General features: G+C 68.4%; 16 protein-coding genes. 7 read left to right on the forward strand and 9 right to left on the reverse strand.

What is annotated here, in order from left to right:
* The first annotated feature begins 97 nt into the window (after window positions 1-97).
* The 5 genes from ACEN9N_RS15710 to ACEN9N_RS15730 all read left to right on the forward strand — a co-directional run bounded on the left by ACEN9N_RS15710 (window position 98) and on the right by ACEN9N_RS15730 (window position 4,897).
* Window positions 98-1,339 (forward strand): acyl-CoA dehydrogenase family protein, encoded by a 1,242-nt coding sequence (locus tag ACEN9N_RS15710; RefSeq protein ID WP_495653948.1) that lies wholly within the window; start codon window positions 98-100, stop codon window positions 1,337-1,339.
* Window positions 1,336-2,316, forward strand: coding sequence for an ABC transporter substrate-binding protein (locus ACEN9N_RS15715; protein WP_413314594.1), 981 nt, complete (start codon window positions 1,336-1,338; stop codon window positions 2,314-2,316). Before ACEN9N_RS15710 ends, ACEN9N_RS15715 begins: the two co-directional genes overlap by 4 nt.
* Window positions 2,313-2,918 carry a cysteine dioxygenase family protein gene (locus ACEN9N_RS15720; RefSeq protein WP_495653949.1) on the forward strand — a complete coding sequence of 202 codons (606 nt, stop codon included), beginning with the start codon at window positions 2,313-2,315 and terminating at the stop codon, window positions 2,916-2,918. Before ACEN9N_RS15715 ends, ACEN9N_RS15720 begins: the two co-directional genes overlap by 4 nt.
* Window positions 2,915-4,540: a rhodanese-related sulfurtransferase gene (locus ACEN9N_RS15725; RefSeq protein WP_495653950.1), complete on the forward strand. Its 1,626-nt coding sequence runs from the start codon at window positions 2,915-2,917 to the stop codon at window positions 4,538-4,540. Before ACEN9N_RS15720 ends, ACEN9N_RS15725 begins: the two co-directional genes overlap by 4 nt.
* Window positions 4,541-4,675: 135 nt before the next feature.
* Window positions 4,676-4,897 carry a hypothetical protein gene (locus ACEN9N_RS15730; protein WP_007837319.1) on the forward strand — a complete coding sequence of 74 codons (222 nt, stop codon included), beginning with the start codon at window positions 4,676-4,678 and terminating at the stop codon, window positions 4,895-4,897.
* Window positions 4,898-4,933: 36 nt separating this feature from the next.
* Here ACEN9N_RS15730 and ACEN9N_RS15735 read toward each other — a convergent pair whose 3' ends face one another.
* From ACEN9N_RS15735 to ACEN9N_RS15760, 6 genes are all read right to left on the reverse strand, one after another.
* Window positions 4,934-6,397, reverse strand: coding sequence for a DEAD/DEAH box helicase (locus tag ACEN9N_RS15735; RefSeq protein ID WP_495653951.1), 1,464 nt, complete (start codon window positions 6,395-6,397; stop codon window positions 4,934-4,936).
* 131 nt (window positions 6,398-6,528) lie between these two features.
* Window positions 6,529-7,413, reverse strand: a complete 885-nt coding sequence (gene ypfJ, locus ACEN9N_RS15740) for a KPN_02809 family neutral zinc metallopeptidase (protein WP_478180003.1) — start codon at window positions 7,411-7,413, stop codon at window positions 6,529-6,531.
* Window positions 7,414-7,522: 109 nt separating this feature from the next.
* Entirely contained in the window at window positions 7,523-8,089 is a 567-nt protein-coding gene (dcd, locus tag ACEN9N_RS15745; RefSeq protein ID WP_015866656.1) for a dCTP deaminase, read from the reverse strand.
* Between the two features lie 162 nt (window positions 8,090-8,251).
* Complete coding sequence (gene guaD, locus ACEN9N_RS15750) at window positions 8,252-9,538, reverse strand: guanine deaminase (protein ID WP_495653952.1); 1,287 nt, start codon at window positions 9,536-9,538, stop codon at window positions 8,252-8,254.
* A gap of 76 nt (window positions 9,539-9,614) precedes the next feature.
* Window positions 9,615-10,601, reverse strand: a complete 987-nt coding sequence (locus tag ACEN9N_RS15755) for a hypothetical protein (protein ID WP_495653953.1) — start codon at window positions 10,599-10,601, stop codon at window positions 9,615-9,617.
* Window positions 10,598-11,203, reverse strand: coding sequence for a short chain dehydrogenase (locus tag ACEN9N_RS15760; protein ID WP_413314601.1), 606 nt, complete (start codon window positions 11,201-11,203; stop codon window positions 10,598-10,600). The genes ACEN9N_RS15755 and ACEN9N_RS15760 overlap by 4 nt, the downstream gene beginning before the upstream one ends.
* Window positions 11,204-11,306: 103 nt before the next feature.
* Between ACEN9N_RS15760 and ACEN9N_RS15765 the strand changes: the two genes are divergently transcribed.
* Window positions 11,307-12,188: a LysR substrate-binding domain-containing protein gene (locus ACEN9N_RS15765; protein WP_495653954.1), complete on the forward strand. Its 882-nt coding sequence runs from the start codon at window positions 11,307-11,309 to the stop codon at window positions 12,186-12,188.
* Between the two features lie 122 nt (window positions 12,189-12,310).
* Here ACEN9N_RS15765 and ACEN9N_RS15770 read toward each other — a convergent pair whose 3' ends face one another.
* Window positions 12,311-13,414: a BMP family ABC transporter substrate-binding protein gene (locus ACEN9N_RS15770; protein WP_495653955.1), complete on the reverse strand. Its 1,104-nt coding sequence runs from the start codon at window positions 13,412-13,414 to the stop codon at window positions 12,311-12,313.
* 101 nt (window positions 13,415-13,515) lie between these two features.
* A complete protein-coding gene (locus tag ACEN9N_RS15775; RefSeq protein WP_007832790.1) occupies window positions 13,516-14,457 on the reverse strand; it encodes a LysR substrate-binding domain-containing protein in 942 nt (313 codons plus the stop codon).
* A 96-nt stretch (window positions 14,458-14,553) separates the two neighbouring features.
* Here ACEN9N_RS15775 and ACEN9N_RS15780 point away from each other — a divergent pair, with 96 nt between their 5' ends.
* On the forward strand, window positions 14,554-15,861 hold the full coding sequence (locus ACEN9N_RS15780; RefSeq protein WP_495653956.1) for an MFS transporter: 1,308 nt from the start codon (window positions 14,554-14,556) through the stop codon (window positions 15,859-15,861).
* On the opposite strand, the gene ACEN9N_RS15785 is transcribed toward ACEN9N_RS15780, so the two are convergent.
* The gene (locus ACEN9N_RS15785; protein ID WP_157632187.1) at window positions 15,822-16,883 is read right to left on the reverse strand and encodes an adenosine deaminase; all 1,062 of its coding nucleotides are present in this window, start codon (window positions 16,881-16,883) and stop codon (window positions 15,822-15,824) included. The genes ACEN9N_RS15780 and ACEN9N_RS15785 overlap by 40 nt on opposite strands.
* Between the last annotated feature and the right edge of the window lie 22 nt (window positions 16,884-16,905).

Here is a 16,905-nt window from a genome sequence, read left to right on the forward strand (position 1 = left end):
ACCAGGCGGGCAGCGGAAGCGAACGCAGAAAAACGAGTTTGCATATGCGGGATGCGTCGTTTCCCGGCGGCAGGCGGCCCGCTAACGTCTGGGCACCATGAGTGCACTCCCCTTGCGCCGCGCGCCGGCCACGCCTGAAGAACCATCGCCTCCCCCACCCGCCACCGTCGATGCCGCGGTCCTGGCGCGGCTGTCGGCGCAGTTCGCCGCCACCGCAGCCGACCATGATCGCAGTGGCGCCTTTCCACGCGAGAACTTCGCGGCGCTGCAGGCGCAAGGGCTCATCGGGCTCGTCGCCCCCGCCGAACACGGCGGCGGCGGCGCCACGCTGGCAACGGCACGGCGGGTGATCGCGGCCGTGGCGCGCGGCGAGCCAGCCACGGCGCTGATCCTCACGATGACCTATCTGCAGCACCACGCGCTGACGCGCACCGACAGCCGTTGGCCGCCGCAGCTGCGCGAACGCGTGGCGCGCGATGCGGTGGCGCACGGCGCGCTGATCAATGCGCTGCGGGTTGAGCCCGTACTGGGTTCGCCCGCCCGCGGCGGCTTGCCGGCCACGGTCGCGCGGCGCGAGGGCAGCGGCTGGAAAATCGATGGCCACAAGCTCTATACGACAGGCATCGAGGGCCTGAGCTGGCTCGCGGTGTGGGCCCGCACCGACGAGGCCACGCCGCGCACCGGCGTGTTCCTGGTGCCGCGCGAAGCACCCGGCGTGCGCGTGATTCCCAGCTGGGACCACCTGGGCCTGCGCGCCTCGGGCAGCCACGAGGTGGTGTTCGAGAACGTCGCCATCGGCCTCGACCATGCAGCAGACCTGCGCGCGCCGGCCGACTGGGCGCCTGACGCGGGCAGCCAGACCGACATCGACGCCCATGCCACGCAACAGGCATGGATGACGGTGCTGCTCGGCAGCCTCTACGACGCGGTAGCGACAGCCGCGCGCGACTGGCTGGTGGGCTTCCTGAACCAGCGCGCGCCCGGCAGCCTCGGCGCGCCGCTGGCGAGCCTGCCGCGCGTGCAGGAGCACGTGGGCGAAATCGAGGCGCTGCTGCGAACCAACCGCCTGCTGCTCGACGACGCGGCCGCCGCTGTCGATCATGGCCATCCACCGCCGGCCGCCGACAGCGGCCTGCTCAAGTACACGGTGACGGGCAACGCGGTCCGCGCGGTCGAACTGGCCCTGCAGCTCAGCGGCAACCACGGCCTCACGCGGCAGAACCCGCTGGAGCGGCACTACCGCGACGTGCTGTGCAGCCGCATCCACACGCCGCAGAACGACGCAATCCTGGTCGCGGCGGGCAAGCGTGCGCTGCTGTCGCCGGGAGTCGCCGCATGACGTCCCTGCCCTTCCCGAAAGCTTCGCGCCGCGATTGGTTCAAGCAAGGCGCCGCCCTCTCATTGGCTGCAGCCGGTTCGCTGCGCGCCCTCGCACAACCACAGACCACGCTGGTGCTCGGCGACCAGGCCGGCGGCCTGCGCTCGCTGTTCGAGGCCTCGCGCACGCTCGAAGGCGCACCCTTCGCCTACCGCTGGGCCAACTTCCAGGGCGCGGCGCCGCTGTTCGAGGCGCAGCGCAGCGCGGCGGTCGACACGGCCATGGCCGGCGACCTGCCCGTGCTGGCCGCGGCCGTCGGAAAGACGCCGCTGAAGATCGTCGCCACGCGCGTCGGCAAGGCCGACTCGCTGGGCATCGTGGTGCAGCCTGATTCGCCGCTGCGCAGCGTGGCCGACTTGCGCGGCAAGACGGTGATCGTCTCCTCGGCGCGCGGCAGCATCTCGCAGTACCAGCTGTACGGTGCGCTCGAAGAAGCCGGCGTGCCGCGCAGCGAGGTGACGGTGAAGTTCGTGCTGCCGACCGATGCGGCATCCGCCTTCGCGTCGAAGCAGATCGATGCGTGGGCCATCTTCGATCCGTACTACACGATCGCCTTGCAGCAGGGCGGGCGCATCCTGCGCGACGGGCGCGGCATCAATACCGCCCTGGGCTTCATCACCGCGAGCGAACATTCGCTGGCAGACCCCGCCCGGCGCGCGGCCATCGTGCAGTTTCTGGACCGGCTGGCCCGCGCGGGCGACTGGGCGCTGGCCAACCCCGAGGCCTACGCGCAGGCCTACAGCCAGCTCACGCGGCTTCCGATCGAGTCCGCTCGCATCATCACGGCGCGGGCGTCCGTGGCGGGCCGGCCGGTGAGCGAGGCGGACATCGTCGCGCTGCAGGCTGTGGCCGACCGCTCGGCGCGCGACGGCATCCTGCCGGTGCGCGTCGACGTTCGCGCGATCACGGACACCAGCGTCTGGAAGCGCACGGCGTGATCGCGCCGCTGCGCGAATTCGTCGGTGCCTTCGGCCGGCTGCTCGACAGCACGCCCGACGAGCCCCGCATTCTTTCGGAAGGCGGCGCGCTGCTGCGCACGCTGGTGGCGCGCGACGACTGGCTGCCCGAGGCCTTTGCACAACCTGACCCGCTGCGCTACCAGCAATTCCTGCTGCACGCGGACAGCACCGAGCGCTTCTCGGTCGTGAGTTTCGTGTGGGGACCAGGGCAGGCCACGCCGGTGCACGACCACACGGTGTGGGGACTGATCGGCATGCTGCGCGGCGCGGAGTACAGCCAGGGCCATGTGCTCGACGCGCAGGGCCGTGCGCAGCCGCAAGGCGAAGCGGTGCGGCTCGATGCCGGTGACGTGGAAGCCGTGTCGCCCACCGTCGGCGACCTGCACCGCGTTCACAACGCGCATGCGGACCGCGTATCGATCAGCATCCACGTCTACGGCGCGAACATCGGCGCCGTGCGGCGGCATACTTACCCGGCGCAGGGCGGCCGCAAGCCCTTCGTCTCCGGATACTCCAATGCGCTGCTGCCCAACCTGTGGGACCGCTGCGCCGAACTCGGATCTTCTTCGACAACCGCATGACGACTGCCTCCTTTCCCACCCTTCCCTTCGCCGCCGTGCGCGCGCGGCTCATCGCACGCGAAGAAACCGCCCTGCTCGACGTGCGCGAGGAAGATCCGTTCGCACAGGAACACCCGCTGTGGGCTGCGAACCTGCCGCTCTCGCGCGTCGAGATAGAGGCCTGGCGGCGCATTCCGCGGCTCGACACGCTGATCGTGCTGTACGGCGAGCACGGCGGCGCCGACCTTGCCCCGCCGGCCGCGAACACGCTGGCCGCGCTGGGCTACACGAACGTGCACCTGCTCGAAGGCGGCCTCGAAGGCTGGCGCAAGGCGGGCGGCGAGCTGTATCGCGACGTGAACGTGCCGAGCAAGTCATTCGGCGAGCTGGTCGAGCACGAGCGGCACACGCCCTCGCTCTCTGCGCCCGAGGTGAAAGCGCTGGTCGATGCGAAGGCCAACGTGGTGGTGCTCGACGCGCGCCGCTTCGACGAATACCGGACGATGAGCATTCCCTCGGCCACCAGCGTGCCGGGCGCGGAGCTGGTGCTGCGCGTGCGCGAGCTGGCACCCGATCCGGCCACGCAGGTGATCGTGAATTGCGCGGGGCGCACGCGCAGCATCATCGGCACGCAGTCGCTGGTGAATGCGGGCATTCCGAACCCGGTGGCGGCGCTTCGCAATGGCACGATCGGATGGAAGCTCGCGGGACAGGTGCTGGACCATGGCGCGAACCGGCAGGCGCCCGTTGCGGTGTCGCCGGCGCATCGCGCGCAGGCGCAGGCCGATGCAAGGCGCGTGGCCGATCTGGCCGGTGTGCGCCGCATTGCACTCGACGCCCTGCAAACGCTCGAAGCGCCCGGACGCACCGTGTACCGCTTCGACGTGCGCACGCCTGAGGAATATGCGGCGGGCCACCTGCCCGGCTTTGCCAGCGCACCCGGCGGACAACTGGTGCAGGAAACGGATCACCAGGTGCCAGTGCGCGGCGCGCGCATCGTGCTGGCGGACGACGATGGCGTGCGCGCTTCGATGAGCGCCTCATGGCTCGCGCAGATGGGGTGGGAGGCCTACGTGCTGGAAGTGGTGCCGACGGCTGCGGCGTTCACCGAAACAGCGGCACCGGCGAGCGCCTATCCAGCTGTCGCCGCTGCCGTGGGCGAGATCGCACCGAAGGAACTCGCGGTGTTGCTGCAGCAGCAAACCGGCACGGCGGTGATCGACGTGACCACCAGCGCGAACTACGTGAAGCGCCACATTCCGGGCGCCTGGTACGCGATCCGCGCACAACTCGCGCAGGCGCTCGACGCCGTCATTCCACCCGCCCAGCGCTACGTGCTGACCTGCGGCAGCAGCCTGCTCGCCCGCTATGCCGCAGCCGACCTGCGCGCCCTGCTCGACGCGCGCGGCGAGGGCGACGTCGAGGTGCGTGTGTTGGAGGGTGGCAACGCGGCCTGGTTCGCAGCAGGCCTCGAAGCGGAGACCGGCGAGACGCGCCTCGCGACCGCACGCACCGACCGCTATCGCCGCCCCTATGAGGGCACTGACGCCTCCGCCGAAGCGATGCAGGCCTACCTCGATTGGGAGTACGGCCTGGTCGCACAGCTGGGACGCGATGGCTCGCATCACTTCAACGTGATCTGACCCGCGAAAGAAAGCATTTTGAAAGGATTTCGACACGCCGGTGACACTGTGTCGCCAGGGTAAAGGCCGTCATCCGGCTAAGCGGCAAGGCGTTGGAGATTCATATCGACAACAACTCGTCCCAGGAGCTTTGCCATGAGATTTCCTGTTCTTGCCCTGTCCGCTGCCGCGCTGGCAGCCACCCTGACCGGCTGCGTGGTTGCGCCGGCTCAACCCGTCTATGCGGCGCCTCCGGGCGTGGCCTACGTCGCTCCGACGTACGTGTCGCCCGGCGTCGGGTTCACATGGGCCTACCACCCGCGCTACGGCTGGGGCTGGCGCCACCCGCAATACGGCTGGCACCGCGGATGGCGCTGAGCTGCGGCGGCTGACGCCGTTGCGCAGCCAGGCCAGCTAGCTCGGCTCGGCGCTCTTGAACAGCGCCGCGACCTTGCGCTTGGACTTGATGTTGCTGGAGATGCCGCGCGCGGGCGTGGCTGCCTTGGCGGCAGCTTCCCAGGCGGGCGTGGCGTCCGGCTCGCCGGGCTCGTAGGGCTTGTCGAAGAACGGATCGCGCGGCGCCGACGGCGCGCGGTGCGGGCGTCCACCGCCGCGGCGGGCTTCGGCTTCGCGGCGTTCGCGCGGCTGGTCGAGCACATCTCGTGCATCGCCGGCTTCGCCTTCTTCGCGCCAGTGGCGGCGTCCGTCGTTGATGCGGCCGCGCGGGCGGTCTTCCTCGAATTCGACCGGCTCGAGTTCGATCTTCTTCTTGATCAGTTTCTCGATGTCGGCCACCAGGCGCGCATCGTTGCCACCGCTGGCAAAGCTCACGGCGAGGCCCGAAGCGCCGGCGCGGCCGGTGCGGCCGATGCGGTGCACATAGTCTTCGGCGTTGAACGGCACATCGAAGTTGAAGACCGCCGGCACGTCCTTGATGTCGAGGCCGCGCGCCGCGACGTCGGTGCACACCAGCAGATCGACTTCGCCGGCCTTGAACGCGGCGAGGGCCTTCAGGCGTTCGTCCTGGCTCTTGTCGCCGTGCAGTGCGGTGGTGCGCAGGCCATCGCGCTCCAGCGAGCGTGCGAGGCGCGCGCAGCCGAGCTTGCTGTTGACGAACACGAAGGCCTGCGTGATGCCGCGCTGCTTCACGATCTGCTTGAGCGCACGGCGCTTGTCGTCGTCGCCCACGCTGTAGAAATGCTGCTCGACGGTGGAAGCCGTTTCGTTCGGCCGAGCCACTTCGATGGTGACGGGGTTCTGCAGGTAGCTGCTGGCGAGGCGCTTGATCTCAGGCGAGAACGTCGCCGAGAACAGCAGCGTGGTGCGCTGCTTGGGCAGGTAGCTCAGGATGCGCTGCAGGTCGGGCAGGAAGCCGATGTCGAGCATGCGGTCGGCTTCGTCGAGCACGACGTATTCGACCTGGTTGAGCACCGCGTTCTTGGCTTCGATGTGATCGAGCAGCCGGCCCGGCGTGGCCACCAGCACTTCGATGCCCTTCTTCAGTTCCAGCGTCTGCGGCTTCATGTCGATGCCGCCGAACACGACCGTGCTGCGCAGGTTGGTGTACTTGGCGTACAGCTTGACCTGTTGCGCGACCTGGTCCGCCAGTTCGCGCGTGGGCAGCAGCACGAGGGCCCGGACCGGGTGCCGCGCCGGAGAGGTCGAGGCATTTTCATGCTTGAGCATGCGCTGCAGCAGCGGGAGCGAAAACGCCGCCGTCTTGCCGGTGCCTGTCTGGGCGGCGCCCATCACATCCTGGCCCGAGAGCACGACCGGAATGGCCTGCTCCTGGATCGGTGTCATGGTCTCGTAGCCCATTTCGGCCACGGCGCGCGCCAGCGGTTCCGCCAGCATCAAATTGGAGAAGGAGCTTGTCATTGAGCCCGCTATTGTCGCATTGCCGCAAAAAACGGCAGTGACTTCGGCATGACAACGCCCGCGCCCATGGAGTTGCTATTTATTCAATAGCAATCCAGCCAGCATCGACGGGGTATTCGGGGACATGCAACTCAAAGGCTGCGTGCATTGAAAGTGTCGCAGGTCTTGATGTCGCCGCTTTGATAGCCCGAGCCGAACCACCGTTGGCGCTGCGCGCTCGATCCGTGGGTGAAGCTGTCGGGCACCACCGCACGGCCCGCGGAACGCTGCAAAGCGTCGTCGCCGATCTTCTGCGCAGCATTCATCGCGGCCTCGATGTCGCCCGGGTCGAGCCATTTCTTCGACTCCTGCGAATGGTGGGCCCACACGCCCGCGAAGCAGTCGGCCTGCAGCTCGACGCGCACGCTCATCGCGTTGTTCTGCGTCTGGCTGAGTCGGCCGCGCATGCCGTCGACCTTGGCGGTGATGCCGAGTTCGTCCTGCACGTGATGGCCGACCTCGTGCGCAATGACGTACGCCTGCGCGAACTCGCCCGGCGCGCCGAGCTGGTTCTTCAGCGTGTCGTAGAAGCCGAGGTCGATGTAGACCTTCTGGTCGCCCGGGCAGTAGAACGGCCCCATCGCCGACTGCCCCGTGCCGCAGGCCGTGGGCGTGGCATCGCGGAACAGCACGAGGCGCGGTGCGTGGTAGGTGCCGCCGTTCTGCCTGAATACGGCCGTCCACACGACCTCGGTGTTCTTGAGCACCGTCGAGACGAACGCCGCTTCGCGGTCGCCGGACGGCGGCTTGGGCGCGGGTCCCTGCTGTTGTTGCTGCACCTGGGCCGGACCGCCACCGCCGCTGAGCAGGCTCAGTACCGTGAGCGGGTTGATGCCGAAGACCCAGCCCGCGATCAGCGCGACCGCGATGGTCCCGATGCCGATGCTGCGCCCGCCGATGAAGCCGCCCCCACCGCCGCCACCTTCACCGCGGCGGTCTTCGACGTTGTCCGATTGTTCGTTGCCTTCCCATCTCATCGCAGTCTCCTTGCCGGCCATTGCAGGAGGATTTGCCGGCGTTCGCAGGATGGTACTTGTCCCGGCGCCCCCCAGGGTAACCGGCCGTCAGCGGCCGGCCGGCAATACGTCAGGTTTTTGGCAGAGTGACGCCGCGCTGGCCCTGGTACTTGCCGCCACGGTCCTTGTAGCTGGTCTCGCAGACCTCGTCGCTCTCGAAGAACAGCACCTGCGCGCAGCCCTCGCCCGCGTAGATCTTGGCGGGCAGCGGCGTGGTGTTGCTGAATTCGAGCGTCACGTAGCCTTCCCATTCGGGCTCGAACGGCGTGACGTTGACGATGATCCCGCAGCGCGCGTACGTGCTTTTGCCCAGGCAGATGGTCAGCACGTTGCGCGGGATGCGGAAGTACTCGACCGTGCGCGCCAGCGCGAAGCTGTTGGGCGGGATGATGCAGTAGTCGCCGTGCATGTCGACGAAGCTCTTCTCGTCGAAGTTCTTCGGGTCTACCACGGTGCTGTGGATGTTGGTGAAGACCTTGAATTCAGGCGCGCACCGGATGTCGTAGCCATAGCTCGAGGTGCCGTAGCTGATGATCTTGTGGCCTGCGGCCTCGCGCACCTGGCCGGGCTCGAAGGGCTCGATCATGCCGTTCTGCTCGGCCATGCGCCGGATCCATTTGTCGCTCTTAATAGACATTGAAAACACCCCAGTCTTCGCGCACTTCGTGTCGCTACGCCAACCCCTCAAGGGGCAACACCAGCGGCCCGGCAAAGCCGGTTCCGCGGTGTTCCTGGAAAAGGTTTCGCCGCGCTCGCTGGGTCGGCGATTGTGGCATGGGCGGGTTCGCCCTCTCAGGCCTCAGCCAGCCTGCGAAATCACCGTGCGCTCGACCAACCGGTCGTCGCCCAGCACGATCATCGCGAAGAGCATTTCTTCCAGCGTGTTCGCCAGCTTCGTCTTGCGCGCCAGCAGCGGCGTGGCCGCCGGATTGAGCACCAGGAAGTCGGCTTCGCAGCCCGGCTGCAGGTTGCCGACCACGCCGTCGAGTCCCAGCGCGCGCGCCGCGCCGCCGGTATGGCGCCACCAGAGTTCCGAGGGCGCGATGCTCAGGCCGGCCTTGGTCTGGCCTTCACGGCCGACGTAGTAGGCCGCCATCATGGTGTGGAAGGGGCTGAAGCTGGTGCCGCCGCCCACGTCGCTGGCCAGCCCGTACGGGTAGCCCACGCGGTCGGCCGCGCCGAAGTCGAAGAAGCCGCTGCCGAGGAACAGGTTGCTGGTCGGGCTCACGGCCGCGGCCGTCTTCGTCTCGCGCAGCAGCTCGCGGTCGGCCTCGTCGAGGTAGATGCAGTGCGCGTACACGGCGCGCTCGCGCATCAGGCCGAAGCCGGCGTACACGTCGAGGTAGGAACGCGCCTTCGGATACAGCTCGCGCACCCATTTCACTTCGTCGCGGTTCTCCGCCACGTGCGACTGAATCCAGGTGTCGGCGTACTTCGCGGCCAGTTCGCCCGCGCCGCGCAACTGGGCTTCGGTGCTCGCGGGCGCGAAGCGCGGCGTGATGGCATAGCCCAGGCGGTCGACGTTGTGCCACTTGCGGATCAGTGCCTCGGTATCGATCAGGCTCTGCTCCGTTTCGTCGCGCACGCCGTCGGGCGAGTTGCGGTCCTGCAGCACCTTGCCGGTGATCATGCGCAGGCCGCGGCGCTGGGCGCCTTCGAAGAAGGCGTCGACCGAGGCCACGTGCGAGGTCGCGAAGGTCAGCGAGGTGGTGACGCCGTTGCGCAGCAGTTCGTCGAAGAACACGTCGGCCACTTCGTTCGAATGCGCAGGGTCGGCGAATTTGCTTTCGGCCGGGAAGGTGTAGTTCTCGAGCCAGGGCAGCAACCCCGGCGAGGGCGAACCGATGATGTCGGTTTGCGGGAAGTGGATGTGCATGTCCACGAACCCCGGCGCGAGGATGCGCCCGGGCAGGTGGGTCGTGTGCGCATCGGGATGGCGCGGCGCGACGGCGGCATGGCTGCCGGCATCGAGCACGCGCTGGCGGCCGGTGCTGTCGGGGGCGACGACCAGCAGCCCGTCTTCATCGAAAACGGGCTGGCCGGCGGCATCGAATCGCAGGAGGGAGGCGCGGTAGGCTTTTTTCATCGTGGGTAGGGAGGGTAATCCAGCCCCGCCGGCCCACGATTTCCACGCGCGTATGAGTGCTATATGCGGAATGCACTCAGCGCGCTGGCAGTGCACGCGACTGGATGTCGAAGGGCACGCCGGTCGGCACAGGCCCATCGCCGTCCTTGCGCTTGGTCAGCAGCGAATACTTCGACTCGATGAAATAGACGCGGTTGCCCCACACCGCACCGGACGACGGGTCGTTGAGCCCCGCCACCACCGTCTGCAGGCCGAGCCTTGCACCGTCGACGCGCGCCACGGTGACCTGGCCGCCATAGGGACCCTCGCCGAAGGCATTGCTTTCGAACAGCACGAGCCGGCCCGGCTTCCAGGCGCGGATCGCGTCGACGTTCTTCAGCACGCGCGGAGCTTCGATGCGCGTGACCTCTCCCGCATTGCCGTCGGCGCCCAGGCCGATGCGCAGCACGTAGGACGCCGCGGCCACGAGACTCACGTAGACATCGCGCCCGCCGTCGATGGCGATGCCATTCAGCCCCTTGTAGGGCCCCGGACCGGCCAGCGCCGGGTCTTCCTTCCAGACCGCGAGCGCGGCGGCGCCCGGCGCGAGCTTCAGCACGCGCGGGTGAAAGGAGTCGGTCACGTAGAGGTTGCCGCGCGCGTCCTGGGCGAGGTCGTTGCAGTAGCCGTTGTCGGGCATCGCATAGCTGGCACGCGGTGCGCCGGTGGCCAGGTCGTAGCGCTTGAGCGCGCTCGGCGTCTGCGGCACGGTGGTGAAGCCACTGTTGCCCGAGCAGATCCACAGCGCCCGGTGCTTCGCATCGACCAGCACGCCCTGCCCGTTCGCAAGCCCGTTGGCGCCGGGCTTCACCAGCACTTCGGCCTTCGGGGCGACGCCCGGCTTCAGCCGCGCGACCGCGCCCTCGCGCCAGCTGCCGACGTAGAACGTACCGTCGGGGCCGATGGCGACGCTTTCCGGATACCAGTCGTCGGGCAGGGCCTGTACGGCGGGCGGGGCGGCCGAGGCCGTCGCCGCGACGTACGCGAGCAACGCCCCGAGCAGCAGTGCGCGCGCCCGCGTCATTGCCACACGCGATATACGCGTCCCGTCTGCGGCCCTTCGACACTGCGGATGTAGGCCTGCGCAGCCTTCGCCGCCGACACCGACTCGAAACCCGGAAAGAACGACCCGTACAGCGGCAGCGACTCGGCCAGCACCGTCGGGCTCACCACGTTGATGCGGATGCCGCGCGGCAGTTCGATGGCAGCGCCGCGCACGAAGCCTTCGACCGCCGAGTTGACCGCCGTGGCATTCGCGCCGTGGCGGATCGGCTCGTCCGCCACGATGCCCGTGGTCAGCGTGATCGAGCCGCCGTCGGTCAGCACATGCTGGCCCAGCAGCGCGAGCCGCACCTGGCCGAGCAGCTTGTCCTGCAGGCCGACGTTGAAGTCGGCCGGCCGCATCTCGTTCAGCGGCCCGAAGAACAGCCCGCCCGCCGCCGACACGATGGCATCGACCCGACCGACCGCCGCATACAGCGCCTCGACGCTCGCGTCGCTCGTGATGTCGACCTGGTGATCGCCCCGCGTGCGGCCTGCGCGAATCACCTCGTGGTGGCGCTCGGCCAATGCCTGCGCCACCGCACTGCCGATGGCGCCTGTCGCGCCCACAACCAGAACTCTCATGAAAACCTCGCCGGATTGAATGAACAGGCGGCCATTGTTTTGCGAACCATCAATTTGATAAATTGCCGTCCGGTTCGGTCATTCGAAACTTCAGGTTTTCAATATGGACAAGCTGCGCGCCATGGAAGTCTTCGTCGCCACGGTGGATGCGGGCAGCTTCGCTGCGGCCGCGGAGGCGCTCGACCTGTCGGCCGTGATGGTCGGCAAGCACATCCGCGCGCTCGAAGAAGAGCTCGGCGCGCGCCTGCTGGAGCGCACCACGCGCCGCCATTCGCTCACGGAAATCGGCGCCGCCTATCTCGAGCGCTGCCGCGACGTGCTCTCCAGCGTGCACATCGCCGACGGCGTGGCCGAGTCGCTGCGCGCCATGCCGCAGGGCGTGCTGCGCGTGACCGCGCCGGTGGCATATGGCGCGCACCGGCTCACGCCCGTGATCGGCGAGTACATCGCCGCCTATCCGCAGGTGAAGGTGGAGCTGAGCCTCAACGACCGCGTGGTGGATCTCGCGGAGGAAGGCTTCGACTGCGGCATCCGCTCGGGCGCCGCGGTCGACGAACGGCTCATTGCAAGGCCGCTGGCGCTGTCGCGCATGTACGCGGTGGCCAGCCCCGAATGGGTCGCACGCCACGGGCAACCCAAGCACCCATCCGACCTGGAGGCCTTCCCGCTGCTGGGCTTCGCGACCTGGGGACCGGACCATGCATGGCGCTTCACGCGCAAGGGCAAGACGGTGCATGTGCCCGTGCGCGGCCCGCTCACCACCAACAACGGCCAGGCCCTGCTGGCCGCAGCCATGGCCGGCGTAGGCGTGATCGTGCAGGCCGACGCGCTGCTCGGGCCCGCCATCGCCTCGGGCCAGGTGGTGCGGCTGTTGCCCGGATGGGAACTGCCCACGCGGCAGGTGCACATCATGCGGCTGCCGGAAGCGCGGCCGAGTGCCAAGCTGCGGACCTTCGTGGACTTTGTGGTCGAGCGGCTGGGCTGAAGATCCGCGTTCTACTGACAAATGACGTCAGCGGTGACACCTGCGCCGCTTCGCCAGCGCATCAAGACCCTGTTGCGCCGAAGCTCCATCGCCACGGGCAACGCCGTCGGCCCGCAAGCCCGTTAACGGGCCACCCGCCCCTGCACACCTTCGACCAGCCAGTTCATCTTCAGGATCTGCTCGTCATTGAGCTGCGCGCCCTTGGCGATCACGACGTGGCCCTCGTTGTCGCGCACGTCGGCGGGCACCGCACGAAACGGCTGCAGCTTGCCGGCCGCGATGTCCTTCTGCCGCGCCAGCACCTCGTCCTGCACGGCCTTGGGCACCTTGGTGCCGAAGTCGCCGACGCGGATCATTCCTTCCCTCACGCCGCCCCAGAGGTTGCCGCTCTTCCAACTGCCTTCGAGCACGGCCTTCGCGCGCTGCGTGTAGTAGCCGCCCCACTGGTGCGTGACCGCGACGATCTGCGCGTCGGGCGCGATCTTGCGCATGTCGGAGTGATAGGCAACGGCCATCCTGCCGCGCTCCTGCGCCGCGGCCATCACGGCGGTGGAGCCGGTGTGGAAGGCCACCACGTCGGCGTTCCGGTCGAACAGCGCCATCGCGGCGTCGCGCTCCTTCGGCGGATCGAACCACTCGTTGAGCCACACCACGTGGACCTTCGCAGCCGGATTCACCGAGCGCATGCCGAGCGCGAAGGCGTTGATGCCCTGCAACACCTCGGGAATCGGGAAACCCGCGACGTAGCCGGCGATGTTGGTCTTCGTCATGCGGCCGGCCGCGATGCCCGCGAGGTAGCGGCCCTCGTAGTAGCGCGCATTGGCGGTCGCGACGTTGGGCGCGGTCTTGTAGCCGGTGATCGATTCGAACTTCACCTCGGGGAAGTCCTTCGCCACCTTCAGCGTCGGCTCCATGTAGCCGAAGCTCGGCGTGAAGATGAGCGCGTTGCCCTGCTGCGCGAGGTCGCGGATCACGCGCTCGGCGTCGGCGCCTTCAGCCACGTTCTCGACGTAGGTGGTCTGGACCTTGCCGCCCAGCGCCGCATCGACGGCCTTGCGGCCTTCCTCGTGCTGGCGCACCCAGCCGGCATCGGTGACGGGCGTGACGTAGACGAAGCCGATCTTCAGCGGCGCTTTGGGCGACTGCGTCTGCGAAAAGGCGGGAGAAAAGAAAAAACAGGCGGCAGCGCACGCCAGAACGGCGCGGCCAACGAGGTTTTTGTACATGGTGTTCCTCTACATGGTCCCGGAAAAGCACAACCCGCAGCCGGCCGGGACGCCCGGCTGCGGGGTTCGGATTTTAGTGCGGCCTTCGCGCGGCCGTTTTTCTACTCGAGCTGCACATGCTGGCGCACAGCCTCCAGCAACAGCGTGGCCAGCCGGCTCGCCGGGGCCTCGGAGTGGGCCTGCGCACGATAGAGCACGAGCGATATCTGCGGCAGCGCCGGCAGGGACAGCGTCGCGCGATCGATGGCGCGTACGTGCGAGGGCAGCCCGAAAGGCGTGCGCACCGTAAGACCCAGTCCGGCCGATGCGGCGGCCCACAGCGCCGCGAGGCTGGCACTGCCGAAAGCCCGGCGCCACGGCACGCCGGCGCGGTCGAGCGCGGTGATCACGATCTCGCGCAACGGGCACGGGGCGTCGAGCATGATCAGCGGCAGCGGCTCCTTGCTCCTGGCCTGGCGCGTACCGGCGCCGCGGCTCTCGCGCTCCGTCCACCAGGGTGCTTCGACCCTATCGGGCGTCTTCGGGCCGATCCACAACAGCGGCAGGCGGGCGACGCGTTCGGCGTAGGGCGACAGGGGCTGGTCGCCCGCGTCCCACGCCAGTGCCAGGTCGAGCTGGCCGAGTTCGAGCCGCTCGCGCAGTTCGCCGCTGCGCGCCACGCAGGCCTCGATGCGCACCTTGGGATGTGCGCGCGCGAAGCGGCCAAGCACGGCGGGCAGCAGCGTCTCGCCGAAGTCTTCCTGCAGGCCCAGGCGCACCCAGCCCTGCAGGTCGGTGCCGCGCATGGCGGCGCCGGCTTCTTCATTCAGTTCGAGCATGCGGTGGGCATAGGTCAGCAGCGTCTCGCCTGCATCGGTGAGCTCCAACCCGCGGCCGGCCTTGCGGAACAGCACGGTGCCGGCCTGCGACTCCAGCTTCTTCAGCTGCGCGCTCACCGCCGAGGTCGAACGGCCCAGCCTGTCGGCCGCGCGCGCATAGCTGCCGAGCGCGATGCCGGTGGAGAAGGTGCGCAGCACGTCGAGATCGAACATCACCTGGCTCATGTCGGGTCCTTTTCTTATAGTCCTGATTTTTGGGACGATGGGCTCATTATTTTCTGATTTTCAAAACCTTTGCAGCGGCCGACACTGCCCTGCAACATGACCCCTTCACCCCACTCCTCTTCGTTTTCCCCACGCCACCGCTGGAAAGTGCTGGCTGCAGGCGTGGCCGCCAACGCGGCCTTTTCCGTGGCCTTCAGCGGCATTCCCATGACCGCCGTGCTGATGCGCACCGGCTACCAGCTCGACAACGCCACGCTCGGGCTGGTGCTGGGCCTCATGGGGCTGGGCATTGCCGTGAGCGAGCTGCCGTGGGGCCTGTTGACGGACCGCTGGGGCGACCGGCCCGTGCTGCTGACGGGCCTGGGCAGCACGGCCGTCGCGCTGGTGGCGATGGCGCTGTGGGCCGCGCCGGGCGCAGGGCACATTCCCGGCCTCGGCTGGCTCGGCGCCGGGCTGCTGCTGGTCGGCCTGCTGGGCGGCAGCGTCAACGGTGCCAGCGGCCGTGCGGTGATGACATGGTTCGACGCTGGCGAGCGCGGCCTCGCGATGAGCATCCGCCAGACGGCCGTGCCGATGGGCGGCGGCATCGGCGCGCTGGTGCTGCCCTTCGTCGCTCTGCACTTCGGCTTTGCCGCGCTCTACGGCCTGCTGGCCTTGCTGTGTGCGTTGAGCGCAGCCATGAGCTGGGCCTGGGTGCACGAGCCGCCTGTCGCGCCCCGTACCAAGGCCATGGCCGAAGCGCGTGCCGTGTCCAAGAGCGGCCCGCTGCGCGACGCTCGCGTGTGGCGCATCGTGCTGGGCATCGGCATTCTCTGCGCGCCGCAGTTCGCGGTGCTGTCCTTCGGCACTGTGTTCCTGCACGACTTCGGACATGCGGGCCTGGCGACGATCACCGCTACGATGGTCTTCACGCAGGTCGGTGCGATGGTGATGCGCGTGTGGAGCGGCCGCTGGACCGACCGCCGCCGCAACCGGCCGGCCTACCTGCGCGCCTGCGGCGCCCTCAGCGTGCTGCTGTTCGCTGCACTCGCGGTGCTGGTGATGGCCGCCGGTACACATGTCGCCGATTCATTGGCGCTGCGGATCGCGCTGGTCGTGCTGCTGGGTGTGAGCGGTGTCTGCGTGTCGGCATGGCACGGCGTGGCCTACACCGAGCTCGCCACGCTGGCCGGCGCATCCCGTGCCGGCACGGCGCTGGGCATGGCGAACACCAGCGTGTTCCTGGTGTGCTTCATCACGCCCTTCTCTATTCCCCACCTGCTGGCGCTGCAGGGCTGGCCGCTGGTGTGGCTCGCGGCCAGCGCCTGTGCGCTGGTGGCAATGCCACTGCTGGTGCCGCGGCCCGATACCGCAGCCACTGCCGATCAGAAGGTCGCGAAGACCGCGTTGAGCCGGTCGACGTAAGCGCGCTTTGCGGCCGCGTCGATGAAGCTCCCCTCGAAGCTGTTCGCCGCGAGTTGCCAGGCCTGCTGCGCGTTGAGCCCGGTGGCCGCGAAGGTCTGCGTGAAGTTCTGGTTCATGTAGCCGCCGAAGTAGGCTGGGTCGTCCGAGTTGACAGTGGCGACCAGGCCCGCATCGAGCAGCGCGCCCAGGTTGTGCTGCGACAGGTCGGGGAACACGCAGAGCTTGAGGTTCGACAGCGGGCACACGGTGAGCGGGATGCGGTCTTGTGCGAGCCGCTTCATCAGCGCCGGGTCTTTGGTGCTTTGCACGCCGTGGTCGACGCGCTCGACCTTGAGCACGTCGAGCGCACTCCACACGTACTCGGGCGGGCCTTCTTCGCCCGCGTGCGCGACGAGGTGAAAACCCAATTCGCGGCAGCGCGCGAACACGCGCGCGAACTTTTCCGGTGGGTGGCCGACTTCGCTCGAATCGAGCCCCACGCCGATGAACTTGTCCCGAAACGGCAGCGCCTGCTCCAGGGTCTCGAAAGCCTCTTCCTCGCTCAGGTGACGCAGGAAGCACAGGATGAGAGCCGCGCTCACGCCGAGCAACGGCTGCGCATCGACGCATGCGCGGTGCAGGCCGTTGACCACCGTTTCCATCGCCACGCCGCGCGCGGTGTGCGTCTGCGGGTCGAAGAACATCTCGGTGTGCACCACGTTGTCGGCCGCGGCGCGCTCCAGGTAGGCCCAGGCCATGTCGTAGAAATCTTGTTCCTTGAGCAGCACGCTGGCGCCGGCGTAGTAGATGTCCAGGAAGCTCTGCAGGTTGGTGAAGGCGTAGGCACGGCGCAGTTCCTCGACGCTGGCGTACGGAATGGACACGCCGTTGCGCTGCGCGAGCGCGAAGATGAGTTCGGGTTCGAGCGAGCCCTCGATGTGCATGTGCAGCTCGGCCTTGGGCATGGCGCGCAGCAGCGCAGGCAGGCGCTCGGCGGCGATGCGGTCGAAGCTCTTGTCGTAGGTGGGGCGGAAATCGGTCATGGTGGGTGCGAACTGCTGCTGC

The organism is Variovorax sp. Varisp46 (assembly GCF_059491885.1).